This window comes from Amycolatopsis sp. NPDC041971 (assembly GCF_055588925.1).
This window is the reverse complement of sequence record NZ_JBVJCE010000004.1, coordinates 65,049-91,878: the sequence shown is the minus strand read 5'-3', so window position 1 is coordinate 91,878 and position 26,830 is coordinate 65,049. Positions and strand designations below refer to the sequence as shown.

The following is a 26,830-nucleotide window of genomic DNA, read 5'->3' as shown; positions in this document are numbered from 1 at the left end:
GAAGCATCCGCCCCGGCGATAAATGATTACGAGATCATTGGCGCCACTGAGCCGACGAAATTCTGAACCGAGTTAAATTGACGTATGACCCTCCGGGTATGGAGGGTGCGATTTATTTCCATGCCACCCGGAGCGGCAGCCGCCGATACACCGTATGCCGACGTGCCGTATTTCTACGGAGACGACCGGATGACGAAAGGATCATGGCATCTCCATGTTAACTGCCAGATTGCTCGCTGCGGCCTGCATCGCCGTCGGCGCGATCACCGGAATCACGCCCGCGGCGGCCGGCGCCGCGCCGCTCCCCGCCGTCGACCCGCAACCGCTGACCTTCGCGTGCCCGGTGGGTACTCAGGCCACCCGCTTTGACCCAGGATTCAATATCGAACTGCGCGATGTATCCTTCGACGGCACCGGCACCTTCGGTGGCTGTGTCGGCGTGCTGCCAGACCCCCGCCTGCCAGTTGCCGGCGACTCCACAGTCAGCGGCCGGGGCCTGTTCTCCTGCCTGGTGCCGGGGGCCGGGTCAGGCACCTTCCGGATCAACTGGAACACCGGCCGGTTCAGCACCATTCAAATCACCTCCGTTACCGCCCGGCCCAACGGCAGCAACGTCGTCATCCAGCAGGGCACGGTGACCGATGGATTGTTCAAGGACTACGCCTTCCGTCAAGTGATCGTCCTGGCGAACACTGACGTCCTGGCCTGCTATACCGAACAAGGAGTCAAAGCCACCGCCGGCCCGAGCGATCTGCTGTTCACCAAGATCTGATCGAACCGGAACATGGCGGGTGAAACGCCCACATCCCGCCCGAGCTGCTACAGGGCGAACTCGCCCCGTAGCAGCTCGGACCGACGGCAGACAACGGAGTTGTCCCGATGTCTCCGACCCGTGCCCAGAAGGCGACTGTGATCGGGTGCTGTCCGGTCGGGAGCATCGTCCAGTCATAGCGTGGCGCCTGGGCGGCCGCGGCCAGTACTCGCCCGGCGTTGCGGCGCCGGTGGGCTTCTCCTCAACCTCGACGTAGACGAGGGCAGCGCAGCGATCGATGTCGCACAAGGAAAAGCGGATCTCACCGAAGACGGTGCGTCCAGGCGTAGCTGGATGGCCCCAATCCCGGCGGCCGTGGCCGGTCGCAGCAGCACGAAGCGCAACCTGTACAACGCCACGGCACCTGTTGGCTGGGCGGCCCCAATCTCGGTCTCCAACTGGTCGACCACCGAGTCCGACGTCGAGCGCTCGGCCGCGGCGATCCTTCGGGCGGCCGCGGCGAACTAATCGGCTCCAACCGATGCCACACTTCAGCATGACGAACCCCGCTATAGCGGCGCTGGTATCACTCCGTGAACGCGCAGACGGCAGCGCGGTAGGGCCGCTACCCCTGTCGCCGTCCCTCCGAGCGCGGGCTCGGTCATCGGGGGAGGGGACAACACAACCGAGACCGCGCTAGTAAACCTACCCAAGATCGCCCCGCGCAACGTCTGAATCCGGCACGTTCGTCCACGCCACCGCCAAGCCTGCCTTGGTGGTAGCACTCACGTCGCACTCGCGGAATCGCTTGAGCGTGCCGCAAACGTCGAAAAGCGTTGCACGCAACAGGAGACGGGCCCGGCCGTCGGTGGGAAATGACGGACCCCCACAGCGTCCACGCTACTCTTTTCCGGTTACGAATCACGTGCTCGCAACCTCACGACGGGACTCAACCGGCAGTTCATGGTGGCCACGTGGGTGCGCCAGCCTTCGGCGTCGCCACCCAGCCAGCAGGCGCGAGCTTTGCGACCGGCGGCGAAGTATGCCTGTCCGTAGAGGTCGTACTGCGCGCGCACATATCGACGCCACTCACGCCGGTAGCGCATCAATTCTGTGGGTCGGGCTCTCTCTTCGGCCAGCCGGTGGACCTCGTAGCTGCAGCTCCAGAGATCTTCGTGGAATTCAGCTGGCACGGGCAGGCCGTGCGTGTACTCGATCGGTGAGCAGGGTTCCCCTCTGCGACGAATCCGCTCCCGCACGGTCAAGGCGATGACCAACCACCACAGGACGGCGGCGACCTCGAAGACCTGGGAGTACGCGCCTCCAGACCACGTGAGCGAATCCCAGTCGACAACGAGGGTCAACACAGCCACGCCAAGCAGGGACACCACCAGCAGACCGATGAGTGTCAGTCGGCTATGCGCCGCCCATCGCATAGCCCGCCGCTGCGCGGCATCATCTCCTGGAAGCACCTCGGTTCCGCCAGCACCGTGCACCGCGCGACGCGGCAACCACGGCCAGGCTAGCGGCGGCGATGGCCGAAAGCGTATGGCCGAGATGGTTTCCGACATCGCCCGTCCCCTTCTCGATCACGTGTCACCCCTTGGCGATCTTAGCGAGACCTGCGAGCACGAAATCTTCGAAGTTGTTCCATCAACGTGTTGCCGTCCCAGCGCATCAACGTGGCTCGATCCCCTCGATGACCGTGTGGTCGAACCCACTGCTCGCAGGTGGCGACGCTCCAGAAGACGTCCGCCATCGATGTCTGACTGCGCCCCTCCGACGAGGGTGTCCAAATGCCGATATGCCTGGAGTGAGCGAATCTCGTCATCAGCGCCGAGTCCGCGAACGCCGTGAACCGAGGAGGCCGCCGGCTCCGGCCCCTACAGCACTTCAGCGGTGCGGGAAACCCTACGAGGACATGGACGCCACCGGCGGGTGGTGGCCGGCAAGGATATCGACGCTCTGGGGCGGGAACTCGCGCACGATCCGGTTCGGGGTATTCGTTGCTGTCGCGTTCCCTGAGGGGGCGGCACGGGACCGGGAGTCAGTCAGCGCCCGTCGTCGTGCTGGAGATGTGCCAGCCGCGGGCGGTCTCGTACTGGGCGTACACACGGGCGAACATTCCCCCGGTCTCGCGGAGCTGGGCAGGGGTTCCCTGCTCGACCACTCGGCCCGCGTCGAGCGCGACCACCGCGTCGGCCGTGGCCAGGGTGGCCGGACGGTGGGCGATGACGATGACCGTGCGGTCGGGGTCGGTGGTCAGGTTGGCGATGGCTTCGCTGACCATGGCCTCGTTCTCCGGGTCGAGGGCCGAGCCCGCCTCGTCCAGCAGCACGATCCTGGCCTGCTTGAGGAAGGCGCGGGCAATGGAGACCCGCTGCCGCTCGCCGCCGGAGAGCCGCGCGCCGCCCTCGCCGACCGGGGTGGACCAGCTCTGCGGCAGGCGGTCGACGACCTCGTCCAGGCGGGCGGCGCGGGCCGCGGCGTGCAGCTCGTCGTCGGTGGCGTCGGGGCGGGCCAGGCGGAGGTTGTCCTCGATGGTCGTGTCGAACAGGTAGACGTCCTGAAAGACGATGGCGATGTCGTCCAGCAGCGCGGCCGGGTCGAGGTCGCGGACATCGACGCCGCCGACGCGAACCGAGCCCTGGTCCGGGTCGAAGAAACGGGCGACGAGCCGGGTGACCGTCGTCTTGCCCGAGCCAGAAGGGCCGACCAGCGCGGTCGTCGTGCCCGGCGCGCAGCGGAAGGACACGTCCGACAGCGCGGGCCTGCCCTCGGGGCCGTAGGAGTAGGTGACCCCGGCGAACTCGATGCCCGCGTCACGCTTGTCCGATATCGGGTTCGCCGAGTCGGGCAGCGGCTCCTCGGCGAGGATGTCCTGCACGCGCGTAGTCGCGTTGTCCATCGCGTGCAACACGCCCATCAGCTCGGTCAGCGTGCCCAGCGGCTCCAGGAACCGAACGGCGAGCACGAGCAGGGCGACCGCGTCGGCGACCGGGAGCTGGCCGCTGAGCAGGAAATGCGTCCCCATGATCAGGGCCGCGGTGAACCCGAGCATGATGACGCCGGTGTAGGAGAGGTCCGGGAACACGGTGCGGCGCAGCCCGCGGCGGTAGCTGGCGCGGTGCTCGTCCAGGGCGGCGCGCATCCGTCCGCTGCCCACTCGGCCCAGCCCGGCGGCGCGCAGCATCGGTTGCGCTTGACCCAGCTCGATCGCCCGGCCCGCGATCTCGACCGCGGCCTTCTCCAGGTCGCGGTCGACCTCGGCGACGATGCGACCGGAGCGGCGCAGCGCCAGGAAGGCCGCAGGCAGCACCAGGAGCAGCAGCAGAGCGAGCCGCCAGTCCACGAAGAACACCACTGCGACGACGGTGAGCGGGACCAGCGCGCCGCTGATGGCGGGTGGGCCGAAGGTGACGCCGAGGTGCGCCACCGCCCCGGCCGAGGTGGTGATGGTGCGCGAGAGCTTGGCCTTGGCGCTGGAGGTGAACCAGCCCAGCGGCAGCTTGGTCACGTGCGCCATCAGCCGGTTGCGCACCTGGGCGGCGATCCGCATGCTGACGGCGAAGTCGATCGGGGTGGAGACCGCCTTGAGCACCCAGTAAACGGTCACCCCAGCCGCACCCAGCAGCAGCCACGGCAGGGCTGCGTCGATGTCGGGCTCTGGCTGGAGCAGCGCGCGCAGGACGGGAATGAGCAACGCGAGGATGAGCCCTTGCAGGATCGCCATCGCGCCGTGCACGCCGATGACCTTGGCCAGGTCGGACGGGTGCGGGTGGAGCCGGTGCAGGCGGCCGATCACGAGTCGTCTCCGTTCTGCTGGGCGGCCCACATGCGGCGGTAGAGGCCGTCATGGGCGAGCAGGGTGGGGTGGTCGCCGGTCTCCACGACGCGGCCGCCGTCGAGCACGACGATCCGGTCGGCGGTGGCGACGGTGTGCAGGCGGTGGGCGATGACGACGACCGTGCGGCCCACGATCAGAGTGGCCAGCGCGTCCTGCACAGCGGCCTCGCTGTCCGGGTCGAGCGCGGCGGTGGCTTCGTCCAGCACCACGATCGGCGCGTCGGCGAGGATGGCGCGGGCGATGGTCAGCCGCTGCCGCTCGCCGCCGGAGAGGCCGCCGCCGACAGCGTCGAGGACGGTGTCGTAGCCGTGCGGCAGCCGCTCGACCACCTCGTCCACACGCGCGGCCCGAGCGGCGGCGCGCACCTGCTCGTCGGTGGCCCCGGGGCGGCCGAGCCGGATGTTCTCGGTGATGGTGTCGCGCAGCAGGATGACGTCCTGGAACACCAGCGCCATCGACGCCAGCAGCTGCTCCGAGGCCATGTCGCGTACGTCCACGCCGCCGATGCGCACGGCCCCACCGGTCACGTCGGCGAACCGGGGCAGCAGCGAGGCGAGCGTGCTCTTGCCCGCTCCGGACGGGCCGACGAGCGCGGTGACGGTGCCAGGCTCGAAGGCGGCGGTGATGTCGTGCACGGCGTCGGTCTTGCCGTCGTAGCTAAAGGTCACCTGGTCCAGCTCGACCCGGTGCCCGTCGGGCATCTGCGGGGCCTCGGGCTCGGGCAGTGGCGGGCGGCCGAGCAGCGCGTCGATGTTGCCCGCGGCCATGCGCGCCTTGCGCAAGCCCTGCGCGCCGCGGGTGATCGGGGTCAGCGGGGTGGGCAGGCCAACGCCGACGACGAGGAACGGCAGCAGGTCGGCGGCGGTCAGCGCACCGCCCGCGACGAACCACACTCCGACGGCGAGGACGACGGCGAGCACGGTGACCTCGGAGCCGAACAGGTGTGCCAGACCGGTGCTGTACCGAGTCTCCAGCACCCACGTGCGCAGCGCCTTGGTGTGCTCGGCGACAGCGGTGGCGAACCGGGTGAGGATGCGGCCACCTCCGCCGAAGGTCTTCACCACGGTGATGCCGTCGGCGTACTCGACGCTCGCGGCGCTGATCCGCGTCTCCGCGGTGATGAGGTTGCCGACGTGCTCGGTCATCGACCGCATCGCGACCCGGTAGGACAGCACCATCAGGACCGGCACGACGGCGGTGACCAGCGCCATCCGCCAGTCGGTGGCGAGGAGGTAGGCGAAGCTCACCGTGAGCGCGGTGACGCCGCCGACCAGTTCGCCGAGCGCGTGTGCGATGAGGTGGTGCATCTCCTCCAGGTCGTCGGTCATCGTCTTCTTGACCGAGCCGGAGCCCTTGGCCCGGATCCAGCCCAGCGGCAGCGCCCCGAGCTTGTCCACGACCCGGGTGCGGATCTCATGCAGGAGCTTGGCATCGGCGTAGTGGCCGACGTAGGACGAGGCGCCGAGCAGCACCAGTCGCAGCAGCGCGCCGACCGCACCGATGACCACCCAGGTCCAGGCGGTGAGCGCGGCCGAGGTGGCAGTCGGGGCGCTGAGCATGACGCGGGCGATCTCGGCGATCGCGACGTAGGGGGCGGCGCCCGCCGCGGCACCCAGGGCCGAGAGCACGCCGCAGGCGACGAGATGCGCGCGGACCGGGCGTAGCAGGGCGGCAGCGGGGCGCGCGCGCAGGAGTCGGACGGACGGCTCCCCGGACGATGTTGTGGTGGGCGGAGTGGGCCGCGCCTGCTCGGGCTTGGTGTCCGTGGTCGTCATAGGCCCTTCTTCGCTGGGTCGACACGGTTGACTGACCGACAGTCAGTTTCGAGGCAAGGCTAACCTAAATTCTCAGCGAAGGCCAAGGGGTCCGTGAGCGGCTGTGAACAACCGGTGTGCGCAACGGGCACGAAAAGACCACCGCGCGTGGGGGCGGCGGTGGTCGGTGGGAGTGCGTGGCGGGCTCAGCCCGCCACGGCTGCCCCGAGCAGGAGCTTGCAGATCCGCGTGATCTCGGCCAGTAGTCGCTCGCGGTCGGCCGGGATGTGCGCGATGCGATCGGCCACGCCGTGCATCACGTGGTAAAGCGCGACCGCGGTGGCCTCGGGGTCGGGGAGGCCGAAGCCGGAGGCGACCAGCGCGTCGCGCAGCGCGTCGACGGCGACATTGGGTACCGGGTCCACCCGGGCCGGGTAGTGAAAGAGGACGTCGTGCAGCCGTACGTCGTCCAGGTATTCGTTGATCCCGGCACGGATCCAGCGCTCGACGCGCTCGACGCCGTGAGCGTCACGCACCGCGCGATCCTGACGCTCCACCAATCGGGTGACGTACCGTTCACGCAGGGCGCCGAGGAGTTCTTCCTTGTTGGCGAAGTGGAGGTAGAACGTCCCCTTGGCGACACCAGCACCAAGGGCGACCTCGTCCACGGTGAGCGCGTCGATGCCACTACGCAGCACGACCGCTTCGGCCGAGTCGAGCAGTTCGGCCCTGCGCTGCTCGCCCGGTTTCGTGCGGGTCACGTCGCCTCCTTCGCCGCAGGCGGGCGGAGCCGCGCGCCGGCCGGGCCGTCCTGGGATCCAGAAACCCTAGCATTGCCTTTCCGTGTACTGCGATACAGTGACTGACCATCAGTCAGTCAATAGTCGAGGTTGGTACCGGTATGCAGTCAGGGGCTGGGCGGTTGACGACCATCGGCGCGCTGTCGTTGGGCTCGGACATCGGCTACTCGTTCTTCTTCGCCGGGTTGGGCACCTTGCTGCTCGACCGCGGCACCAGCGTGCAGGACCTGGCGCTGATCAATCTGCTCGGCATTCTGTACTTCTGCCGGTTCATAGTCGGGCCGGTGATCGACCAGTACGGATTCGCCCGGCTGGGTCACTACCGCGGCTGGTTGATCTGCACTCAGGTGATCATCGTCGCGGCCCTGCTCGCGCTCGCGACGGTCGACCCGATCGAAAACATGGCGCTCATGCTGACACTGATGTCGGTCGTGTTGCTCGTGTCCTCGGTCAACGACACGGCGATCAACGGGCTCGCGGTGCGGCTGATACCGCCGGAGGAGCACGGGATCGCCAACGGGGTGCAGGTGGCCACCGGCAGCCTGTCGGTCATCATCGGCTCCGGCGGAGCGCTGCTGTTGTATTCGTGGGTCGGCTGGGCACCCACGCTGAGCACGTTGGCGGCGCTGTTCCTGGCGCCGCTTTCGGTGCTGCTGACGCTGCGCGAGCCCGCCGGTCCGCCCACCGTGCGCGGACTGGAGGGGTGGTCCTCCCTGTGGCGGTTCTTCCGACAGGCGAAGACCGGGTTGTTCACGCTGCTGGTCGTACCGATGTTCGTGCTGGGCGACTGGGTGGCCTACGCCCCGCAAACGGCAATCCTGCTCAATCGCGGGTGGTCGGTGGAGAAAATCGGGCTCGTCCAGTACACAGTGGCCACTTCGGCGCAGGTCGTCGCCGCACTAGCGGCAGGGTGGCTGGTCACGCGACTGGGAAGGCACCGCTTCCCGTTGTGGGCGGGCGCCGCAGGCGTCGTCGGCACCGTGTTGCTGTTCCCGGTCGCATCCGAACTGGGCGGGGCCTGCACGGGCGGTACGGTGTTCGCCGCGGGAGTGCTCGTCCTCTTAGCGGCCGTGTACGGGGCGAAGCTGACGTGGGTGTCGACGGTGTCGATGGACCTGGCGCGACCGGAGGCGCCCGCGACGGAGTACACCGTCCCGATGTCGATGCTGGGGCTGATGCGCGTGCTGGCGAACTCGCTGGGACTGGCCAGTGTGGCCTTGGCGGGTCTGCCGTGGGTGCTCGGCTCGGCGATCGCGCTGGGGATCGTCGGCACCGCGGCGGTCATGGCGTGGGCACAGCGAAGCGTTCCCCAAACTTCGGAGCCGGCTACCGTGTAGTTGCTTGAGACCTAGGTATTGCGGCCTTGTCGGCGTGCACACTTGGCCGGTTTGCGACGCCGCGGGCCACGACGGGACCTGATCGCCGGGATCGCCATCACCAGTGGTTCAAGCGCGCAGGAATCGTTCGTGTTCGCGACGGCGAGCGGCAGCCCGGCGCGGTCGGACAGGGCATGGATCTTCGAGCCTGACTGCCGCCATCGGGCTGGGACCGGTCAAAGAGCCCTTTTTTGGCCCGCACGCAGGCACTCGTCCACGATCGCGCGGCTCCAGTCGAATGAAGGCCCTGGCTGCCGAGTTCGTCCACGAGCGCGTGGTGCAAGCGCCGCCACAGACCGGTTTCGGCCCACTGACCGAAGCGGCGGTGCGCGGTCTGGAACGGCACCCCGAACGACGGCGGCAGATCCCGCCATGAACACCCACTGGTCAGGACATACACGATCGCGGTAAACATCGCACGGGCGTCCACCGGGGCAGTGCCGCCACCCCGCGAACGCCAGGATCAGCGGCTCCGTCAACTCCCACAGCTCGTCCGGCACCAACCGCAACGACAACCGATCAACCACAGCCGAGATCATCGCTCACCAGCGACCGATCACCACGTAAGACACGATCCAAGGCGCCACAGTGACAACGTGGCCAGATAATTCGGACAAGCCGTGAACCCTGCTTCGATTGCGCGGCTGCACGCCATCGAGGACGCCGTTTTGACCCCGCCGTTCGGCCCACTGGTCGGCGCGTTTTCGGCCGGGGCCGTCGGCTGGAAATTCCTCGGAACCACCGCAACAGCAGCTGTGGCAGGCGGAGTCTGAAAGGTGTGGAGTCCACACAACACACCTTCGACGAGCTTTCCCGCGAGCAGCTTCCGGGCCTGGTTCGGTTCGCCGCGGTCCTGACGGGCGATCGCGATCTCGCACAGGATCTCGTCCAGGACGCGCTGGTGCGCGCGCATCGGCACTGGCCACGGGTCGTCTCTGCCGACCGGCCTGATCTCTATCTGCGACGGATGGTCGTCAACGGTCATCTGTCCTGGCGGAAGCGCTGGTACCAGCGCTCCGTCCGGCTGACAGCCGACTACGCGGGCACCGAACCGGCGTCCGGGGACCCGGCCGCCGCCGTGGCCGACCGCGACCAGCTCGACGGGCTGCTCAGGAAACTGACCCCCGCGCAGCAGGCCGCGATCGTCCTGCGTTTCTACGAAGACCGCGACGACACCGAGATCGCCGAAGCGATGGGGTGCGCGGCCGGCACGGTGCGCAGTCATATTTCGCGCGGCCTCGCGGCCCTGCGGCTTCGCCTCGAATCCGACCTTACGGAGGTATCTGAACCATGACCGACCTCGACCTGCTCCGAAAGACCCTGCGAGAGCGCGAGAACCTGGCCCCCGACCCCACAACGGTGCTGATCAGGACACACTCCACCCTACGACGGCGCGTGTCAGTGCGGCGCGCGACCGCGTTCACCGCCGCCGCGACCGCCACCACCGGTGTCCTGGTCGCCGGCGGGCTGCTGACGATGGATGGGGACCGACCACCCGTCGCCGTGGCGCCGGCGGCATCGGCCGTTGCCCCGGTGAAGGCGGTCGATCCGGCACAGTCCTTGCCCTTCACTGTCGGCCATCTGCCCGGTGGGTTCGTGCTGGACTCTTGGTCGATCGATCCCGATGAGGTCTCGGCGCAGTATGTGGGCAGAGGAAACTTCGAGACGATCACAGTCCGGGTCCGGACCGAAGACCCCGCCACGGAGGCCGGCGGCGAATCCCGCAACGTCAACGGGGTTCCCGCGGTGCTGCGGACAGTTGACGAGCGATCCGGCTTCAAGGAACTGAGCTGGCAGCTTTCCCCCGGCAAGTGGGCCGCCATCGGCGGGGCGTCGAGTAGCATCACAGTGCGGACACTGCAGGAGGTCGCCGAGTCCGTCACCACACGACCGACCCCGGTGACCGCGACGCTGAAGAACATCACGGTACCTCCGCTGCTGAAGGTGTACTCCGCCCAAGGAGGAAGGACCGGCAGCGCGGAATCGTTCCGCTTCTGCCCCGACGGCTCCGCCACCGACAACCCCGCCTGTGTCCTCGTCGGCGTCCAAACCGGGACCGCACCTGCCACCTGGCAAGTGATCGGGCCTGGAACGGTGAACGATGTCAAGAAAATGCCATTGAAGCCATCCGGTGGGCTTCTGCTCACCGACGACGGCCGCGTCGTGATTCGGCAGATCGACGCCATGCACTGGATCTCGGTGACCTCGGATAGCACAGCCACCGGCACTCTGAAAGAGATCGCGCGAAGCGGCGTAGCCAGGTGAACCGGGTTCCTCGAATCCTCAGCGGATCCGGCGAGCGCGGACGCCGATCCGCATCGCCTGGCTGGCCGGCACGGGCACTGGATGCCCGCCCGCCGCTCGATCTGTGATCCGACCGAGATCGCCTACTACGTCTAAAGCCGGTGGCGGATCGAGGAATGCTTCCAACAAACCAAAAACGAAGTCTGGCCCGGCCACTGCCAAGCCCGTACCAGGCGAGCCTGGTACGCCCATGTCGCCCTGTCCATGCTTGCCCACGCCTGGCTCGCCTTATCACGATCCCTTGCCGTAAAGAGGGAACCGATGTCAACGAACCAGGCATGATCGGATTCACGCTACCGGAGACCCGGTGCTTTGCTCGCCAAACTCGTTCTGCGCGTCGCCGACACCGCCAACACATTTGGTTGCTGCATTACGCCGAGTTCGGTGCGATCTGTATCCATGTCCCACTTTCAGGCCGAGCACTGCACGGCCACACGGTCTTCGGTGAAGTGCGCCTAATACTGCAACGTCCCGGGCGAATGCATTGAGGGGCTCGCCGAGACAAGGCGGTCGGCGAATTTCTGATTTGTCATGTCGACGTATCGGATCTTCCGCGCCGAGATCGCCACCACCGACAATCTGGGGCGATCTCGGCGTGGGACAGGGGCCTCCGGACCCGTGAGCACTGGTCGTACACCTGCCGGGGGTCCTCGGCTGCTCCAAGCGCCGTCGATCTCGACGTAGGCCTCGAGTACGCCGGTGTTACAGTCTGACTGTGCAGTCAGATAATCAACCGGTCGGTCAGCGGACTTTCGTTGACCGGGCTCGCCGGAATCAGCTCGTGGATTGCGCGATCGAGGCGATCGCGCAGGTTGGGCTTGCCAATGCCTCGCTGACCGAGATCGGCAAGCGCGCCGGGCTGTCCAAGGCGGCGGTCTTCTATCACTTCTCCGGGCGCGACGAGCTGATCGGGGAGGTGGTGGTCACCGTGCTGCAGCGGGGTGCCGAGTACATGGCCGCCCGGATGCCCGAGCGGCCGACGCCACCGGAGGAACTGCGGGCCTACATCGAGGCCAACGTCGGTTACGTCGCGGAGCACCGTGACGACGTGAAGGTGCTGGTCGCGATCGCGGTCGGGTTCACCGACGAGAACGGTGAGTCCAAGCTCCGCGGCGACGCTTCGGTCTACGAGGCGAGTTTGGCGCCGCTGCGGGACATCTTGAGCCGGGGGCAGGCGGACGGCCACTTCGGCGAGTTCGACACGCGGACCACGGCGATGACCATCCGCGCGGCGATCGACGCGATCGGTCCGCAGCTCACCGCCGTGCCCGACCTGGACTTGGCGGCCTATGCCCGCGATCTGGTGGCCCTGTTCGAGCGGGCGACGGCGCGATGACCGCGGCGTTGGAGCTGTCTGGCTTGGTCAAGGTGTTCGGTGTGCACCGGGCGGTGGACGGGGTGGACTTGACGGTGCCTGCCGGCTCGTTCTACGGCCTGGTCGGGCCGAACGGGGCGGGCAAGACGACCTCGCTGCTGATGGCGGTCGGCCTGCTGCGGCCCGATGAGGGCACCGCTCGCGTGTTCGGCCACGATGTATGGCGTGATCCGCTGGGTGCCAAGGAACTCGTCGGTGTGCTGCCCGACGGGCTGGCACTGCCGGAGCGCCTCACCGGCCGGGAGTTCCTGACCTACCTGGGGCTGTTGCGCGGGCTCGGTGAGGAGATGGTGGGGCGGCGGGCGGACGAGCTGCTCGCGGTGCTCGAACTCGACTCGACCAGGGCGTCGGTTCTCGACTACTCCACCGGCATGCGCAAGAAGATCAGCTTGGCCGCCGCGTTGCTGCACGCGCCGAAGCTCCTGGTGCTCGACGAGCCGTTCGAGGCCGTCGACCCGGTGTCCGCCGCGACGATCCGCACGATCCTGGAGCGGTTCGTCGCCGGTGGAGGTTCGGTGATCCTGTCCAGCCACGTGATGGTACTGGTGGAGCAGCTCTGCTCGCACGTGGGCATCATTGCCCGGGGACGCGTCGCGGCCGCGGGCACGCTGGCCGAGGTGCGCGAGGGTCGGAGCCTGGAGGCCAGGTTCATCGAACTGGCCGGTGTGCGCACCGGCGGGCAGGACGGGCTGGCATGGCTGTCGACCTGACCTCGACCGTCCCCGTCCTGCTGCGGATGAAAGTGGCACTGCTGACCGGCTCGCTGACCGGGATGCGTGCGGTGACCACCGCGCTCGGCGCGGCGGCAGGACTGGCCGCCGCGGTGGGCACGGTATGGCTGGCGCTGAGCGCGCCGCCGGAGACCCGCCTGGATCTGCTCTGCCTGGCACTGGCGGGCTGGGCACTGGGCTGGCTGTTCGGGCCGGTGTTCCTCGGCGGTGGCGAAGGCGAGCTGCGCCCGGAGTACTTCGCCGTCTTGCCGATCGGGTCGCGGCGCCTCGCTTTCGGCCTGTTTTCCGCTTCGCTGATTGGTGTGGGGCCGCTGGTCACCCTCGCCGCGCACAGCGTGGGCGTTGTGCACGCGAGCACAACGTTCTCCGTTGTCGTCGCGGTGTTCGCCATGCCGTTGCAGGTGATCGCCGTGGTGCTGGCGTCCAAGCTGCTCACCGAACTGACGAGCGCGCAGCTCACCTCCACGGCACGAGCCGTGGTGGCCGCTTTGCCATGGGCCGTGGTCGGTGCCTTCGTCGCCCAGTTCTGGTTGTTGCTTCCCGCGTTCTCCGGGCTCGGCGGGTTCGCGCCGTCGCTGTCCACGGTGCTCCGCGTGCTGCCGTCGAGCTGGGGACTCGTCGCGGTCGACGCGGCGGGCCGGGATGATCCGGTGCTCGCGATCCTGCCGCTCGCCGGTCTGGTTGCGCTGATCGCGGCGCTCGGTGCGCTCTGGTCCCGGCTGATCGCCCGTCGTACCACCGAGCTGAGCACGGCCGGCGGGCACGACGTCGGGGGTCGCTGGGACCTGGCGCGCCTGCTGCCCGCGACCCGCCTCGGTGCGGTCGCGGCCAAGGAGCTGCGTACCTGGGTCCGCGACCTCGATCGCACGCTCTACCTGGCTTTCGCGGTGTTCTTCGCGCTGGCGGTGACCCTGGTGCCGCTGCTCGCCGGTGAACGCGGCTACCTGGCCGCGACGGGGGTGATCGTCGCCTTGCTCGCCACCGCCGGTTCCGCGCAGCTCTACGGCAACGATGGGACCGCGTTGTGGTTCACGCTGATGGTGGGAGGTGCCGAACGCGCCGATGTGCGCGGTCGGCAGCTGGCCTGGTTGCTGCTCACCGCGCCCGTGGCGATCGTGGCCACCGCGCTCGGTGTCCCACTCAGCGGCTTGGGCTGGGCTTGGCCGTGGGCGCTTTCGCTGCTGCCCGCCGCGCTCGGGGCAGGGGCCGGGCTGGCGGTACTGGTATCGGTGTTCGCGCTCGTGCCGCGGCCCGATCCGAAGAAACGGGCGCGCGGAACCGTCGGCGGAGACGGCACCGGCGGCCTGATCACGTGGGTGATGCTGCCGCTCACCGTGCTCGTGGCCGCCCCGGCCGCCCTGCTCCCGCTGCTCGGTTGGCTCACCGGAAGTGTCTTCTTGAGCTGGGCGGGCGTTCCGATGGGCGTGGCGCTGGGTACGGGGGCAGCCTGGTGGCTCGGCGAGCTCGCCGAGCGGCGGTTGCGGAACACCGGCACCGAACTACTGCTGACGATGCGCAGCGGTACACGATCCAAATCCAGTGTGTCCGCTGCGTCCACTGTGGACATAGTATCCAAAGTGTCGATGTCCGCAGGGAAGGCATTCGCCGCGTGGGCGCTGTACCTGCTTGGCGCGGTGCTGCTGTTCGTCCAGGCCGTAGTCGCATTTGTGCTGTCACGCCTGGGAATCCGCGAGCCGACGTGGTTCGCCGCGCTGTACCTGCCCGACGGATGGCAGGTGGCGGGCATGGTAGCGCTGGCCATCACCGGCGCCACCGCCCTCATCGGCGCAGTGCTGCTCACGCGAAGCCACGACAAGGCATCGCGCAAGCGATACCACCTGCCCTGAAGCTCTACGGCGCCGTCCTCGATGATCAGCACGCTGGTGATCACCGGTGCCGGCCTCGGCCTGGTATTCGGCAACGCCACCGCACTGGCGATCGAGGCGGTCCCCGAATCCGCCGGGACCGCGTCGGCAATGCTAGGAACACTCCAAAGTGGACTCGGCGCACTCGCCGCGCCCCTGGTCGGACTCGGCGGCCAGCACACCGCGATTCCCCTCTATCCGGCCATGACGGCATGCTCGGTCGCGGCCCTGCTGTGCGGGTCGTACCTGGTGGGAGCGAAGCCGAAGCGACCACAACCCGCGCGTTTCAAGCCCGCCTCGTGACGTGGCACTCGCTCGGACACCGCAGAGCGGCGGTTGGGCCCAGTCAATCCGCCACCACGAACGCCTTCTCGCGCCGATGTGCGTGCACAGCTCGGTGCAGCGGTTCGCGCTGATCGGTACGGCTTGGTCGATGTTCTGCGGATGTTCGGACAATCGCTGGACAAAGTTGCGTCGCCGGTCGGCGGATCCCGCCCTGACTACCGGCGCGCCTCCCTGACCGGCGAGCAGGCGGGTGACGCCTTGTCGAATCGGGCGTCGAGGAGTCGCGGACCGGTAGCCGAGCTCCGACTTCGGCCACCCACCGGACAGGCACCGTCCTCGGGTGGTGCCGGTCGTGTAGAACTCCGCATCCGGCGGGCCGGCCTGGTCTTCTTGAGTGGGACCGAGGGTGAAGTACGTCAGCGCTTAGCACAGCCGATCGCATACTTCGTTTCGGGACGGTGATCGTCACTGGCGGACGGAAGTTGCTCCTGGGTTTCGACATTCCTCGGTTTTGGAGGAAGGTCCGGGAGCTGGAGAACCTTCTCCTCCTTCGTAATGGCGGGCCATCGCAGCCAGGGTGTGGGCGATGCGGGCGCGCAAAGACGCTGGGGCCAGCACCTCGACGTCGGGTCCCAGGCGGAGGATGTCACGCACGGCTTGGTCTCCGGTTTCGACCGGGACCGTGACGCGTGTCCAGCCGTCCGAATCGGTCGTGGCGCTCTCGTGGGCGGCGTGGATGACCGCGGGCTCGGCCAGGTACGGCAGTCGGTGCATTCCCGTGGGCGACAGGCGCAGCACGGCTTGGGTCTGGTGGCGGCGAGCGTCGAAGTCACTGAGGTACGTCTGCCAGTATGCGGCAAGATCGAAACCGGTGGCGCGGTCGAAGTTCTCGTCCAGGACGTGTACGTCACGAAGGCGAGAGATGCGGTAGGTGCGGAACCGCTCGTCCCGGCGGGCCACGAGATACCATTGACCGCCCTTGAACACCAGACCGTGCGGTTCGATTGTCCGCGACACCTCATGAGGGCTCTCCCAACGCAGATACCGCATGTGGACCCGTCGCTGGTGCCATACCGCGGCGGTTACGTCGGTCAGGTGAGGGATGTGGTCGGCTGCCTGGTACCAGGCCAGGGCATCGAGGTGAAACCGGTCCCGTAGGCGGGCGGCGCGTTCGCTCAGCTCATGAGGAAGCGCCGCTGTCAGCTTGAGCCGTGCGTCCTCGGCGGCCTGGCCGAGACCGAGATCGGCGGCGACGATTGGCAAACCGGTGAGGAACAGCGAATCGGCTTCGGCGGGGGTCAGTCCGGTCAACCGGGTCCGGTAGCCGTCGACCAGCCGGTATCCGCCCTCATGGCCTGCCTCGCCGTACACCGGTACACCCGCCGCGCTCAACGCCTGGATGTCGCGATAGACGGTGCGCTCGGAGACGTCGAGGTAGGCGGCCAGGTCGCGAGCGGTCGTCCGTTCCCGACTCTGCAGCAGCAGGAGAATCGACATCAGACGGCTCGCGCGCACATCGGGATTCTTCCAAACTCCACTGACACTCGATGTCAGTGGACCGGTTTTAAGGTCCCGGTCATGAGATTCGATGTCGATGAATTCGTCGGACGCTACGTCGCCGTGTGGAACGAGGCCGACTCCGAGCGGCGCCGCTCGGCCATTGCCGAACTGTGGGCGGAGGACGGCGTGCAGTTCACCGACTTCGACGAGTACCGAGGGCACTCGGCCCTTCAGGCGCGGGTCACCGAGGCCCACCGGCAACTGGTCGAGCGGGGCGGGTTCGTCTTCCGGGCCGCGGGAGACGCCGTCGGCCACCACGAGGCGATCCGCTTCACCACGTATATGGTGCCCGCCCACGGCGGTGAGATCGCCTGGACCGGCTTCATCTTCGTCCGACTGGACGGAGACGGGCGGATCCGGCAGGAATATCAGTTCGGCGACGCACCGACCGCCGGAGTAACCACAGGGAAGCTGCCGGGAACCAGGGCGGTCGTGGAAGAACTCCTGCGCCGAAGCGGACAGGGAAATCCCGGGCACATCGCGGAACTGTACGCACAGAACGTCGACTGGCGAGTCAACTGGCCGGTCGAGAACCATCCTGCCGTGCCCTGGATCCGGCCCCGATCCACCCGAGCCGACGTCGCCGACCACTTCCACACGTTCAGCGAGCACTGTCCACCCGCCGAGAGTCACGTGTCGATCGACCACATCATGGTCGACGGGATCGACGCCGTACTGATGGGCACAAGCTCGCAGATGGTCGCCTCGACCGGCGAACGTTTCGTCATGACGTTCGCGCTGCACCTCACCGTCGAGGACGGTCTGATCACCCGGCACCACATGTACGAAGACAGTCTCACGGTCGCCGAAGCATTCGACCGCTCCTGACCGGACACCCGCTCCGGACCGGCACGCCCGGTTCGGAGCGGGTGCCTCTCCCGCCGTGGCCGATGCAGCAGGAGTCGGCAATGACGATGGCGGTTCAGCAGAGCATGCGATTAGGGTTCCTGCGCTCCACGGCAATCCGGCTTCGGCGCGCTTGCGACGAGCGTCGAGGGCCGCCACCGCTTGACATTCGACCTGTCTGGGTACGTGAGCAGGTTTAGAGAGCGGTCACCGTGAGATGGTGAGCGGTCGTGGTTTCGTGCCTGTCAGGGTCTCGACGAATTGGCGGTCGCTTCCGGGTCGGTGTGAACCCACTGGAAGTACTCGATCTGGGCTGGGTTCCGGAGATCCGGCACCTTGCTCGCCAAACTCGTCCTGCGTGCCGCCGACACCGCCGAACACATTGAGGTGCTGCATTACGCCGAGTTCCGCGCGATCTGTGTCCATGTCCCACGTTTCCGCCGAGCGCTCTACGCCGGACCGGTGAGGTTCTAATCGCCACTTCGGTCTAGGCCTGCATGTCGCGCAGCGTGGAAGCCGGGACGAAGGCAGGGCGGGGGGTGCAGTCGAAGGGCGGGAAGTAGGTGGTCTCGTGGGAAAGGGCGTGCCGGCGACCGCCGCCCAGTGGAACTTTGTCGGCGGCCTCGTACACGGTCGCGCCGGTCAGGTCGGGTTCGTCCACTGCGCCCTCAGGCCACTCGTAGGGCCTAGCGTGTTACCGAGTCGAGTCGACCATGCCAGTCCCTGGTCGGGGTGGTGGGGACCCGCTACCTGGTGTTATGTCTGCCCTCGGCCGCACCGGTGCAGTTGCCATCACGTGCGCTATTTGCTGGTGGTTGGCCGCGTCGCCGGATTCGGTCAGCGCGATGCCGTGAGACGGCCGGGGCCCGGTGACGCGCGGTGCCGGAACGGCTACCATGCCGGGTGTTCCTGACGATCGGCGAGGAGAGCCACTTCCGATGTCCTCCGACAGTGCAGCACAGCCCGGGTCCGACCTCCTCATTCTCGACGATGGAGTCCCCACTGCGGCGCGCGTCTATGACGTGATGCTGAATGGTAAGGACAACTACGCGATCGACCGGCAGGTCGCCAAGGCGAGTCTCGAGGTGATACCGGAGCTCAAAGAGATCGCGCTGCACAACAGGGCAATGTTGCATCGGGTGGTGCGGCGGCTCGCCGCGGACGAGGGCATCACACAGTTCCTGGACCTGGGCTCCGGGCTGCCGACCGTGCGCAACACCCATGAGGTGGCGCAGGAGGTGAATCCGGATGCCAAGGTCGTCTACGTCGACATCGACCCGATCGTGCTCGCGCACGGCAGGGCGTTGCTGCAGGACAACGCGAACACGAAGGTCGTCACCGCCGACGTTCGCAAGCCGGAAGAGGTCATCGCACACCCCGGGGTGCAGGAGATGATCGACTTCAGCAAGCCGGTGTGCGTGATGCTGTGCGGCATCCTGCACCACATCCTCGACGAGGAGGATCCGAACGGTATCGTCGCGACGCTTCGCGACGCCGTTCCGTCCGGTTCGTACTTCTTCATCACGAACTTCACACGGTTGAGCGATTCTTCGGAGAGTGAGGAGCTGGAGCGCGTGCTGCTGTCCCAGCTCGGCACCGGCCGGGTCCGGACGCCGGCGGAGCTGGAGGCCTTCTTCGACGGGCTGGAAATCCTGTTGCCCGGCATTGTGCCGCTGGCACTCTGGCAGCCCGACGAGGTCGTCACCGACGCGACCACCATCGGGGTGCGCTTCATGACCGGAGGCGTCGCGATCAAGCGCTAAAGGATGTCTCGTAACTGGTGTTGTGGTGAGTGGGTCTGGTGTTGCGATCAGGCATCGAAGAGGATGGTGTGCAGATTCGCGATGCCGGAACCGTGTCGGCGAGCGTGCTCGCCGACCGGCGGTAAGCGCGGATCTTGCGGTGGGTGGCGTTGAGATCTTCCTACCAGTCCGGTAAATCGCTTGACCAAAACGCCGGGGCCCCTTAATCGCGCGGGCACCGCACCGTCGCCGAGGGTGCGGCCGTTCCGGTCCTGCTCGCGACGCTTCCCGCGGACGGTCCGTCTGGTGTCTTCCGGGGCCCGGATTCCCTCGAGGACGTCATTCCCTGGTGAGCCAAGTCTTGATCACCAGCCGTGTCGTGCTCACCTCGGCGACCGACCAGCCAGGAGAGGGCGCGGTTGCCAGAGCGAACAGCCATGTCGTATCCTTTGTATACATTGCATACAAGGAGTGCGGTTGAACAGGGTTTACGACGACATCCACGGCCTGATCGTGCTCGGGACGTATGCGGCCGGGCAGCCGATCAGCGAGCAGGAGCTGTGCTCTCGGCTCGGTGTCAGCCGCACACCGGTGCGGGAAGCGTTGCGGCGGCTGCAAAGCGACGGCCTGGTTCGCGCCGCCCGCCGGGGCGTGACCGTCGTCGAACTCGACACCAAGGCGTTGCGTGATGCCTACCTCGTGCGCGCCTCGCTCGAGGCGCTGACCGCGGAACAGGCCGCGCGCCGCCAGCAGGCGGGCGAACTGTCCCCGGCATCACTACGCCGCCTCACCGAGCACGCCGACCTGGCCGACGAGGCCACCCGCCTGGGTGATCTGCTCAACGGCGTGGCCCGCAACCGGGCATTTCACCGGCACGCCGCCGAGCTCGCCGACCTCCCGATGGCGCTGGACGTCCTGGACCGGATTTGGGACCAGATCATCGTTTCGACGCGCGCTTCGCTGACCGCGTCCGCGCGGCCGGCCCGCGTGGACGACGAGCATCGCCGCCTCATCTCGGCCATTGCCGAGGGCAAACCGGACGAAGCCGCCGCCCGTGCCCGCGAACACGTCATGGCCACCATGTCCACAGTGGACGAAACAACGGAAGGAAGGTCTACATGAGCAGGGAACACGACTACCGGGTCATGGTGCGCTGGACCGGAAACAGCGGCTCCGGCACCTCCGGTTACCGCGATTACGCGCGCGACCACGACGTCGTCGCCGAGGGCAAGGAACCGCTCAAGGGCACTGCGGATCCGGCGTTCCGCGGTACGGCGGACCGCTGGAACCCCGAAGAACTGCTGGTCGCCGCACTGTCGCAATGCCACATGCTCAGCTACTTCGCGCTGTGTGCCCGCGCCGGGGTGGTCGTGACCGAGTATGTCGACTCCGCGAGCGGCGTCATGCGGGAGGAGCCTGGCGCGGGTGGCCGGTTCACCGAGGTCGTGCTGCACCCCGAGGTGACCGTCGCCGAACCTGACATGCGCGCCAAGGCGTTGGCCCTGCACGAGGAGGCGCACGGGATCTGCTTCATTGCCAACTCGGTCAACTTCCCGGTACGGCACGAACCCGTGGTGCGGTAACGGACATACGGTGCGGGTGACGATCGACCCGCGCAGTCCGCTCCATGCGGCCACCGCGTCCTCGTCGCGGGACTGGCAGCCTGTCGTTTCATGCCGCTGACCGGATCGGGTCCGCTACCGGATGCTCAGGCTCCTACGGGAATTCGGAAGTGAGCGGCCGTCTACGCGGGCGTAGCCGAACGTCGTGGATGCTGGTTCTGCCCGATGTGGATCGACAGCTTCCGCCGATCCGACCGAGGCCGCCGATGGAAGGATCAACATCCCCTGCCCCAGTCAGGTCGCCAGGAGCCCCTGCCCTTGACCTCCGGTCCTGTCGACCGTCTCGCCTGTACTCGGTGCAGAGGCGACCACGGTATCGCGATCAAATCGCGTCCTGACACCCGAAGGCTGTCGAGGGTTCAGCTCGGTAGAAGTTTCCCCAACCCTATGAGTGCAGTTCGTATTTGAAGACGTAGCTGTGCTCACCGTTCGGTGCTCGAGTGATCTCCATCGTGGCCCGGAGTCCTTTCAGGCCGCCGCTGGCCGAGTCCGTGACGACTTCGATGCTGGCGGATCCGCCCTCGGCGTTTCCTTGGGCAGAATGACGCAACACGAAATCGCCTTCTCGGCCATCGATCTGCGCGTGTACCCGCTCCATGCCGACATACGATGCCGAGTCATTGTGTGCCAACACCTGGAGCAGGTTCGCTTCGCTAGTGCCCTGGATTCCTCCTTCGAAGGTCTTGGTATTGCGAACGCGGAGAAGGCGAACGCCTCCTCGCTCGTCGTACACGTCTTCATTCCAGCTGTCCAGGGTGAACCGGCCGGTCACTTCGTTCATGAACTCTCATCGATTCCGTGAGTGTGGACACCACTGAGGTGGTGCGTTGTCCACCAGTGGGGAGATGGCACTACTTTGCAGTCAAGACTTCTCAGTGGACAAGGTACAGGTCATGCAATTCCAGTCGTGATCCATATCCCCACGGTTATCTGCGGCGTATCGCGCTACCCGCCGCTATGGATCAGACACGCAAATGTTCGAGCTGTGACCCTGAGTCGCGACCCGAGAGCGGGCGGGCACCGTCACCTGGCGTGGCTCCAACAGTCCACAGCGGACATCGCGATCCCAGTGCCCGCTATGCCGCCGCCGTAGTTCTCTCTCACCTGGGGTACATGAAGGCCCCCTTCCTTGCGCTAGGCGCAAGGAAGGGGGCCTTCATGTACCCCAGGTGCACCGCCGCAGCCGACGAAACCCGCCCCTCACCCTGTCGAAGTGCTCACAGACCTGCGATCAGCCGAAGCCGGAATGCCGTAATAGTCCAAGACACTCTTGGCCCTGACCGTCCTCACCACTCACGACCCTGCACAAAGCGCTCAAATCGGGCGCTGAGGCCCGTTCCGAAGTTCCCTATGGTCGCCGGATCCCTGTGGCGATCGCGCCAGTCAAGGCTTCCACGTCCGAGCACACTTGCCTTACCCCTCACTAGGCGGGGCACCTTGCGGCGGTGGAGAGCGCTAGCGGTGAGTTGCGCCGGGCCAGAGAGGAAGTGTCCAGTCCGCCTGGATCAACTCACCGCCGGCCCGTTCCGCACTACTCACCACGGCACGGTCTGTTCGACCGAGCCAGTGGGCCCACCGCGAAACTCTCCTGTGGGTCCGGTGTCATCGAGGAGTGCGAGTTCGACGGGAACGGCGGCTGCCTCTGCGACAGTCTGGTGTCCACGACTGAAGGGGGATTCGACATTGAGGTCGGTGGCAACGAGGCCCGGGTTGGCGGCGTTGACGTGGATTCCTTTCGCACGCAGGGCGTTGGCGTAGAGCACGGTGATCGAATTCAGCGCGGCTTTGGATGAGCTGTAGGCGAGCAGGCCGCGGGTGGAGATGGGGTGGTGAGGGTCGCTCAGCAGGGCCATCGATCCCAGCGGGCTGGACAGGTTCACCACTCGGGCCCGGGAAGAGCGCTGCAGCAGCGGAAGACAGGCGTGAATCATGGCTATCGGGCCGAACACGTTGACTTCGTACGCTTGCCGGACTTGTGCTGCGGTGATCTGCTCGACAGGCGTTCCCCACTCGGTCACGATGCCCGCGTTGTTGACCAGGACATCGAGTTTCCCGCATTCGTTCTCGATCCGGGCGATCGCGGCGTCGACCTGTTCCGCTGCGGTGACGTCCAAGTGAAGGAAGCGTACATCGGTGTCGGCACCGCCGAGCTCGAACTCGGCGCTCTTGCCTCGTTCCGGGTCGCGAGCGCCCAGGTACACAGTCATCCCCTCGGCTGCGAGTCGCCGGGTGATCTCCAGCCCGATGCCCTTGTTCGCGCCGGTCACCAGCGCTACCTCGCCCTGGTGTCGGCTCCTCGTCATCGCGGATCCGCCTCTCGGCCGGGCTGCGTGTCGACGAGCGCTATCCAGTTGCCGTCGGGGTCGGCGACATATGCGCGTCGGTGTCCGCCGAGGTGGCGATAGGGCTCGATGAGTATCCGGGTGCCACCGGCCCGGAGTCGCGCGGTCTCGCGGTCGACGTCCTCGCAGGAGACGACCAGTTCGAAGGTGGAACCACTGGCGGGTATCAGCCCGGTCGATTTCACCGCGGCCGGGTGGGAGACAGCGAGCAAGGAGGTGCCGAGCTGAAGCACGACGTGCTCGGGAGTGTCCTGGTTCGGCCAGCAGGACGACACCGCGAACCCGAGTCGGTCACGGTAGAACTCGAGTGCGGCGAGGGGGTTCTCGGTGAAGATGTTGAGCATGCTGGACGTGGTCGTAGCGTTCGGCCGCTGTCCGTCGGAGAAGGTAGCACCGCCACCGGCGAATTCGTCGGTCGCGAAGAGGGCGACAGAGCGGGCGGGGCGGCCGGTGACGACCTCGACGTCGCCACTGATCTCGTCGTAGTCGCCGGCGGCGATGACCTCATACTGTGTGGTCAGATCTCGGGCGAGCCACCGGGGGAGCCCGGCGCCGACCATCGCCTCGACGAGTGCCGCAGGGGGCACTCGGACATGGGTGATCGTCCGTCCGGCAGCTGCGCTCAGGATCGCGGCGGCCTCGTCGTAGGTGTGGGCCTGCGGACCTGTCAGGGTGTAAGTCCTGCCCTCGTGCCCGTCCTCGGTCAGCGCCACGGCCGCGACGGTGGCAATGTCGTTCGCGTCCACGAGCGCGGTCCGGCCGTCTTCGGCACAGGTATAGATCGCGTCATCGGTACCGATGCGGTGGAAGTTCTGCAAGTAACCCCCTGGCCGCAGGATTGTGTAGGCGAGTCCGGAAGTCTTCAGTTCACGCTCGGACTCCCAATGCTCCCGCACGAACCCGATCGGCGACTGCTCGTGGGCACCGTGGGCGGATAGCTTGACCACTCGGCGCACCCCGGCCGTACGTGCCGCTGTGATGACGTTGTGTTCCTGTACGCGCTGACTGTCGGGTACCGCGGCGGCGGTGGTCAGCAGGAAGAGGCGGTCTGCCCCAGACAACGCGGGGGCGAGCGAGCCCGGATCGGCCAGGTCGACTGGGAAGGTTTCAACCCGGTCCCCGAAGAGGGTCTGCGCCCGGCGCCTGTCCCGGCATAGCACCCGAACCTGCTCACCGCGCTCCACGAGGAGATGCACCAGCCGACTGCCGACCGTTCCGGTCCCGCCGGTCACGACGATCATGAGTACTCATTTCTTCACATAGATTATGGTGGTAAACCACCATAATCTATCTTCGTTAGCATCGTCCAGTGACCCCGTCGATGCCTGTCGAACCGCCCACTCCGTTGTCCTATGAGGTCATCCAGCTGCTGGTCGAAATGAGTGCACGACTGAGCCGGAATTTCGCCGCGCGAGCGGCGGAGCTGAACCTCACGGCCGCTGAGGGGAAGGTCCTGCTCGCCCTGGAGCTGAATGCCACCTTGTCCATGCGTGGACTGGCTCGAAAACTCGGCTACGACGCGTCGAATCTCACTGGCATCATCGACAAGCTCGAGGACCACGGCCTGGTCGGGAGGCATACGGACCGTGCCGACCGGCGGATCAAGAACATCATGGCCACCGACGAGGGGGCGCGCGTCCGAGACGGTCTCGCGCAGCGGCTCCGGGAGGACGCGGGCCCGGTCAGTGCGCTCACTGAACCCGAACTACACGAGCTCCGCGCCTTGCTTGTGCGCGCGATGGACAGCAACGCGCCCTGAGGCGGCCGGGGGCATCGTGCGCGGGCTCGTGCTTCGCATACGGGTATCGAAGGGCGCCGCGGTCGAAGCAGAGGGGCAGTACCGGCGGCATGAGCGCATCCAACGACCGCGCGGACGCTTCCGACCGAACTCCCCACTCGCCGCAGGAACCTCGCCGACAGCCACGGTGTCAGCCTTTCGCGCCACTGTCGAAGAGAGTGCGGCACCCGCGCCGGCACGGCTGATCCGCCGTCTTCCGGACTGGACCTCAGCACACTTGCCCGGTGGTGAACCCTCTCAGGCTGGCGGCGACCGCTCCTGTGCGGCATGACCGGCCTCACGGCCGTGCATACCGGATAGAGCTTCTCGGACTCATAAGCGCTGGCTTGGTTGGCCTCGCCCCCAAGACCCTGTCGGCGGTACTGCCAGGTGCCAACTGTCTCGCCAATCGTTCATGGCGGGCTGCGGCTAGCTCAATACCGATTGCTGTCTCGTTCCACCCGGCTCACGGTGGCTCGTTGGGGCCTCAAGTAAGCCCATTGCCACAGAAGTTCGACCGGCCCTCGAGAGAACCACTTCAGCCAAAGCGTGCTCAAGGCCATGATCAGGGCACTCACACCCAGGTAGAGGACAATGACCCACCACGGTCGCGCGCTGGCGAAAGTGCTCGACAAGCCGAATCCCCATTCGTAACAGAGTATTCCAGCAATCAGGTTCTGCAGGATGTAACTGGACAGAGCTACGCGCCCGACCGATATGAGCCCCCGTCGTAGCGGGCCTGGCTCGCCCCGCAGCCGGTGCACCAGTGTCGTTACGAGGCCAAGCAGGCCGATCGACACGAATCCTGCAGTCACATATCGGTCGGCGAAGAACCACGACGCGCCCGAGAATGTCGTGATCAGGTTGAGCGGAATACCCATGCCGAGTCCGACCTGCATCAGCTTGTTACGCAGCCGCTGACCCTGCCGAGAGTCCGCCAGCACTCCCCGGCGCATCAAGCGTGAACCGAGCAAGAACAGGAACATGCCCAGGGGGATGACGAGCACGGCCTCCGCGCGATAGGTACCCGCCATGACGATCCGATCCGCGACCGCGGCCGGCCAGCTGGTGGTATTCGGCCCGTTGCCGTCGATCGTCAGCGGAACGTGCCGGTAGTGCTGCGCGAGGGTGAGCAAGCCGATCACAGTGACGAAAACCAAACCTTGGAACCAAAGCCAAATGCTGATCACGCGTTCAGAGCGGCCGATTACGAACGCCACCAACGCAGACACGATGGCGTAGTACATCAGCACGTCGAATTCGAAAATCAGCGTGTAATGAACAACTCCTTCAAAGAACAGGAGGGCGGCACGCCACAGGTACCAACCCGGCCAGCGGGCACCACGTTTTCGCGCCGAGCGGTACTGCAGCTCCATGCCGATGCCGAACATCAGTGAAAGCAGCGCAAGGAACTTGCCATTGCTGAGAAACCGTAACAGCAGCTCAGTCACTCCGGCCACCGAATCCGGCGCCGGCAGATCGAGAAAACCGGCCGCACCACGCTGATCGGCGAAAACCCAAATGTTCGTGCCCAATGTGCCGAGAATCGCGACGCCGCGTAAGACATCCAACGCTTCTATCCGGTCGGTTCCCACCTTGCTCCCTTCGTGCTTCCATCAGGTTACGAATGGAATGCGGGGGTGTCTTCGTATGCCAGTAGCAGATGTGAGTGGAGGCCCGGGTGCGGACAGGGTGGAAGTCATGCACAAAATCTGGGAGGGGTAGTCGAAATGTTCCGCATGACGCAACCGGGCGTGGCATCCATCATGGCACACGAGCACGGGCATCGTCGGATCGACGCGCTGGCGCCGGACGTCGAAACGGCTGAAGCGCCGCTCGACGTAGTTGAGCTT

Annotated in this window: 25 protein-coding genes and 2 pseudogenes; 16 read left to right on the top strand and 11 right to left on the bottom strand. The window is 66.8% G+C overall.

All coding sequences use genetic code 11. The annotated features are described in order from the left end of the window. Window positions 1-229: 229 nt before the first annotated feature. Together ACZ6DT_RS11200 and ACZ6DT_RS11195 are read left to right on the top strand one after the other, a co-directional pair. Complete coding sequence (locus ACZ6DT_RS11200; RefSeq protein ID WP_465592136.1) at window positions 230-772, top strand: hypothetical protein; 543 nt, start codon at window positions 230-232, stop codon at window positions 770-772. A gap of 333 nt (window positions 773-1,105) precedes the next feature. Then, a complete protein-coding gene (locus tag ACZ6DT_RS11195) occupies window positions 1,106-1,279 on the top strand; it encodes a hypothetical protein (protein ID WP_465592133.1) in 174 nt (57 codons plus the stop codon). A gap of 386 nt (window positions 1,280-1,665) precedes the next feature. On the opposite strand, the gene ACZ6DT_RS11190 is transcribed toward ACZ6DT_RS11195, so the two are convergent. The 4 genes from ACZ6DT_RS11190 to ACZ6DT_RS11175 form a co-directional block, all read right to left on the bottom strand. Beyond that, window positions 1,666-2,124 carry a hypothetical protein gene (locus ACZ6DT_RS11190; protein ID WP_465592130.1) on the bottom strand — a complete coding sequence of 153 codons (459 nt, stop codon included), beginning with the start codon at window positions 2,122-2,124 and terminating at the stop codon, window positions 1,666-1,668. Between the two features lie 674 nt (window positions 2,125-2,798). Next, window positions 2,799-4,556: an ABC transporter ATP-binding protein gene (locus ACZ6DT_RS11185; RefSeq protein ID WP_465592127.1), complete on the bottom strand. Its 1,758-nt coding sequence runs from the start codon at window positions 4,554-4,556 to the stop codon at window positions 2,799-2,801. Further along, a complete protein-coding gene (locus ACZ6DT_RS11180) occupies window positions 4,553-6,373 on the bottom strand; it encodes an ABC transporter ATP-binding protein (RefSeq protein ID WP_465592124.1) in 1,821 nt (606 codons plus the stop codon). The genes ACZ6DT_RS11185 and ACZ6DT_RS11180 overlap by 4 nt, the downstream gene beginning before the upstream one ends. A gap of 185 nt (window positions 6,374-6,558) precedes the next feature. Next, window positions 6,559-7,113, bottom strand: coding sequence for a TetR/AcrR family transcriptional regulator (locus ACZ6DT_RS11175; RefSeq protein WP_465592121.1), 555 nt, complete (start codon window positions 7,111-7,113; stop codon window positions 6,559-6,561). Between the two features lie 161 nt (window positions 7,114-7,274). On the opposite strand from ACZ6DT_RS11175, the gene ACZ6DT_RS11170 reads away from it, so the two are divergent. After that, complete coding sequence (locus ACZ6DT_RS11170) at window positions 7,275-8,489, top strand: MFS transporter (protein ID WP_465592119.1); 1,215 nt, start codon at window positions 7,275-7,277, stop codon at window positions 8,487-8,489. Between the two features lie 22 nt (window positions 8,490-8,511). On the opposite strand, the pseudogene ACZ6DT_RS11165 reads toward ACZ6DT_RS11170, so the two are convergent. Beyond that, window positions 8,512-9,055, bottom strand: a pseudogene (locus ACZ6DT_RS11165) (IS5 family transposase); the annotation flags it as partial. A 251-nt stretch (window positions 9,056-9,306) separates the two neighbouring features. Here ACZ6DT_RS11165 and ACZ6DT_RS11160 point away from each other — a divergent pair. From ACZ6DT_RS11160 to ACZ6DT_RS11130, 7 genes and pseudogenes are all read left to right on the top strand, one after another. After that, window positions 9,307-9,822 (top strand): SigE family RNA polymerase sigma factor, encoded by a 516-nt coding sequence (locus tag ACZ6DT_RS11160; RefSeq protein WP_465592116.1) that lies wholly within the window; start codon window positions 9,307-9,309, stop codon window positions 9,820-9,822. After that, a complete protein-coding gene (locus ACZ6DT_RS11155) occupies window positions 9,819-10,793 on the top strand; it encodes a hypothetical protein (protein WP_465592114.1) in 975 nt (324 codons plus the stop codon). Before ACZ6DT_RS11160 ends, ACZ6DT_RS11155 begins: the two co-directional genes overlap by 4 nt. Before the next feature lie 37 nt (window positions 10,794-10,830). Then, a pseudogene (locus ACZ6DT_RS11150) lies at window positions 10,831-11,114 on the top strand (IS701 family transposase); the annotation flags it as partial. A gap of 499 nt (window positions 11,115-11,613) precedes the next feature. After that, window positions 11,614-12,168 carry a TetR/AcrR family transcriptional regulator gene (locus ACZ6DT_RS11145; RefSeq protein WP_465592111.1) on the top strand — a complete coding sequence of 185 codons (555 nt, stop codon included), beginning with the start codon at window positions 11,614-11,616 and terminating at the stop codon, window positions 12,166-12,168. Next, window positions 12,165-12,917 (top strand): ABC transporter ATP-binding protein, encoded by a 753-nt coding sequence (locus ACZ6DT_RS11140; RefSeq protein WP_465592108.1) that lies wholly within the window; start codon window positions 12,165-12,167, stop codon window positions 12,915-12,917. Before ACZ6DT_RS11145 ends, ACZ6DT_RS11140 begins: the two co-directional genes overlap by 4 nt. Next, complete coding sequence (locus ACZ6DT_RS11135) at window positions 12,902-14,785, top strand: hypothetical protein (protein ID WP_465592105.1); 1,884 nt, start codon at window positions 12,902-12,904, stop codon at window positions 14,783-14,785. Before ACZ6DT_RS11140 ends, ACZ6DT_RS11135 begins: the two co-directional genes overlap by 16 nt. 21 nt (window positions 14,786-14,806) lie before the next feature. Further along, a complete protein-coding gene (locus ACZ6DT_RS11130; protein ID WP_465592102.1) occupies window positions 14,807-15,106 on the top strand; it encodes a hypothetical protein in 300 nt (99 codons plus the stop codon). A 447-nt stretch (window positions 15,107-15,553) separates the two neighbouring features. Here ACZ6DT_RS11130 and ACZ6DT_RS11125 read toward each other — a convergent pair whose 3' ends face one another. Next, window positions 15,554-16,603 (bottom strand): helix-turn-helix transcriptional regulator, encoded by a 1,050-nt coding sequence (locus tag ACZ6DT_RS11125; RefSeq protein WP_465592099.1) that lies wholly within the window; start codon window positions 16,601-16,603, stop codon window positions 15,554-15,556. 63 nt (window positions 16,604-16,666) lie between these two features. Between ACZ6DT_RS11125 and ACZ6DT_RS11120 the strand changes: the two genes are divergently transcribed. Both ACZ6DT_RS11120 and ACZ6DT_RS11115 read left to right on the top strand, forming a co-directional pair. Continuing rightward, entirely contained in the window at window positions 16,667-17,476 is an 810-nt protein-coding gene (locus ACZ6DT_RS11120) for a nuclear transport factor 2 family protein (protein WP_465592096.1), read from the top strand. Between the two features lie 354 nt (window positions 17,477-17,830). Further along, the gene (locus ACZ6DT_RS11115) at window positions 17,831-17,968 is read left to right on the top strand and encodes a hypothetical protein (protein WP_465592093.1); all 138 of its coding nucleotides are present in this window, start codon (window positions 17,831-17,833) and stop codon (window positions 17,966-17,968) included. Window positions 17,969-17,981: 13 nt separating this feature from the next. Here the strand turns inward: ACZ6DT_RS11115 and ACZ6DT_RS11110 are convergent, their stop codons facing one another. Continuing rightward, the gene (locus ACZ6DT_RS11110; RefSeq protein ID WP_465592090.1) at window positions 17,982-18,155 is read right to left on the bottom strand and encodes a hypothetical protein; all 174 of its coding nucleotides are present in this window, start codon (window positions 18,153-18,155) and stop codon (window positions 17,982-17,984) included. A gap of 235 nt (window positions 18,156-18,390) precedes the next feature. Between ACZ6DT_RS11110 and ACZ6DT_RS11105 the strand changes: the two genes are divergently transcribed. The 3 genes from ACZ6DT_RS11105 to ACZ6DT_RS11095 all read left to right on the top strand — a co-directional run bounded on the left by ACZ6DT_RS11105 (window position 18,391) and on the right by ACZ6DT_RS11095 (window position 20,819). Beyond that, entirely contained in the window at window positions 18,391-19,257 is an 867-nt protein-coding gene (locus ACZ6DT_RS11105) for an SAM-dependent methyltransferase (protein ID WP_465592978.1), read from the top strand. Window positions 19,258-19,707: 450 nt separating this feature from the next. Then, window positions 19,708-20,358 carry a GntR family transcriptional regulator gene (locus tag ACZ6DT_RS11100; RefSeq protein ID WP_465592087.1) on the top strand — a complete coding sequence of 217 codons (651 nt, stop codon included), beginning with the start codon at window positions 19,708-19,710 and terminating at the stop codon, window positions 20,356-20,358. Continuing rightward, the gene (locus ACZ6DT_RS11095; RefSeq protein WP_465592085.1) at window positions 20,355-20,819 is read left to right on the top strand and encodes an OsmC family protein; all 465 of its coding nucleotides are present in this window, start codon (window positions 20,355-20,357) and stop codon (window positions 20,817-20,819) included. The genes ACZ6DT_RS11100 and ACZ6DT_RS11095 overlap by 4 nt, the downstream gene beginning before the upstream one ends. Window positions 20,820-21,243: 424 nt before the next feature. On the opposite strand, the gene ACZ6DT_RS11090 is transcribed toward ACZ6DT_RS11095, so the two are convergent. The 3 genes from ACZ6DT_RS11090 to ACZ6DT_RS11080 form a co-directional block, all read right to left on the bottom strand. Next, the gene (locus ACZ6DT_RS11090) at window positions 21,244-21,639 is read right to left on the bottom strand and encodes a DUF3224 domain-containing protein (protein ID WP_465592082.1); all 396 of its coding nucleotides are present in this window, start codon (window positions 21,637-21,639) and stop codon (window positions 21,244-21,246) included. A gap of 754 nt (window positions 21,640-22,393) precedes the next feature. Continuing rightward, the gene (locus tag ACZ6DT_RS11085; RefSeq protein WP_465592079.1) at window positions 22,394-23,125 is read right to left on the bottom strand and encodes an SDR family NAD(P)-dependent oxidoreductase; all 732 of its coding nucleotides are present in this window, start codon (window positions 23,123-23,125) and stop codon (window positions 22,394-22,396) included. 32 nt (window positions 23,126-23,157) lie between these two features. Next, complete coding sequence (locus ACZ6DT_RS11080; RefSeq protein WP_465592076.1) at window positions 23,158-24,441, bottom strand: NmrA family NAD(P)-binding protein; 1,284 nt, start codon at window positions 24,439-24,441, stop codon at window positions 23,158-23,160. A 68-nt stretch (window positions 24,442-24,509) separates the two neighbouring features. Here ACZ6DT_RS11080 and ACZ6DT_RS11075 point away from each other — a divergent pair, with 68 nt between their 5' ends. Then, window positions 24,510-24,959, top strand: a complete 450-nt coding sequence (locus ACZ6DT_RS11075; protein WP_414942825.1) for a MarR family winged helix-turn-helix transcriptional regulator — start codon at window positions 24,510-24,512, stop codon at window positions 24,957-24,959. Window positions 24,960-25,411: 452 nt separating this feature from the next. Here the strand turns inward: ACZ6DT_RS11075 and ACZ6DT_RS11070 are convergent, their stop codons facing one another. Continuing rightward, a complete protein-coding gene (locus ACZ6DT_RS11070; protein ID WP_465592073.1) occupies window positions 25,412-26,572 on the bottom strand; it encodes a DUF418 domain-containing protein in 1,161 nt (386 codons plus the stop codon). Between the last annotated feature and the right edge of the window lie 258 nt (window positions 26,573-26,830).

What these genes read in the sequence shown, in the direction of transcription:
- ACZ6DT_RS11195 (WP_465592133.1), top strand. Translation starts at nt 1,106, where the DNA reads ATGGCCCCAATCCCGGCGGCCGTGGCCGGTCGCAGCAGCACGAAGCGC.
- ACZ6DT_RS11180 (WP_465592124.1), bottom strand. Translation starts at nt 6,373, where the DNA reads ATGACGACCACGGACACCAAGCCCGAGCAGGCGCGGCCCACTCCGCCC.
- ACZ6DT_RS11155 (WP_465592114.1), top strand. Translation starts at nt 9,819, where the DNA reads ATGACCGACCTCGACCTGCTCCGAAAGACCCTGCGAGAGCGCGAGAAC.
- ACZ6DT_RS11140 (WP_465592108.1), top strand. Translation starts at nt 12,165, where the DNA reads ATGACCGCGGCGTTGGAGCTGTCTGGCTTGGTCAAGGTGTTCGGTGTG.
- ACZ6DT_RS11135 (WP_465592105.1), top strand. Translation starts at nt 12,902, where the DNA reads ATGGCTGTCGACCTGACCTCGACCGTCCCCGTCCTGCTGCGGATGAAA.
- ACZ6DT_RS11130 (WP_465592102.1), top strand. Translation starts at nt 14,807, where the DNA reads ATGATCAGCACGCTGGTGATCACCGGTGCCGGCCTCGGCCTGGTATTC.
- ACZ6DT_RS11120 (WP_465592096.1), top strand. Translation starts at nt 16,667, where the DNA reads ATGAGATTCGATGTCGATGAATTCGTCGGACGCTACGTCGCCGTGTGG.
- ACZ6DT_RS11105 (WP_465592978.1), top strand. Translation starts at nt 18,391, where the DNA reads ATGCCGGGTGTTCCTGACGATCGGCGAGGAGAGCCACTTCCGATGTCC.
- ACZ6DT_RS11095 (WP_465592085.1), top strand. Translation starts at nt 20,355, where the DNA reads ATGAGCAGGGAACACGACTACCGGGTCATGGTGCGCTGGACCGGAAAC.
- ACZ6DT_RS11090 (WP_465592082.1), bottom strand. Translation starts at nt 21,639, where the DNA reads ATGAACGAAGTGACCGGCCGGTTCACCCTGGACAGCTGGAATGAAGAC.
- ACZ6DT_RS11080 (WP_465592076.1), bottom strand. Translation starts at nt 24,441, where the DNA reads ATGATCGTCGTGACCGGCGGGACCGGAACGGTCGGCAGTCGGCTGGTG.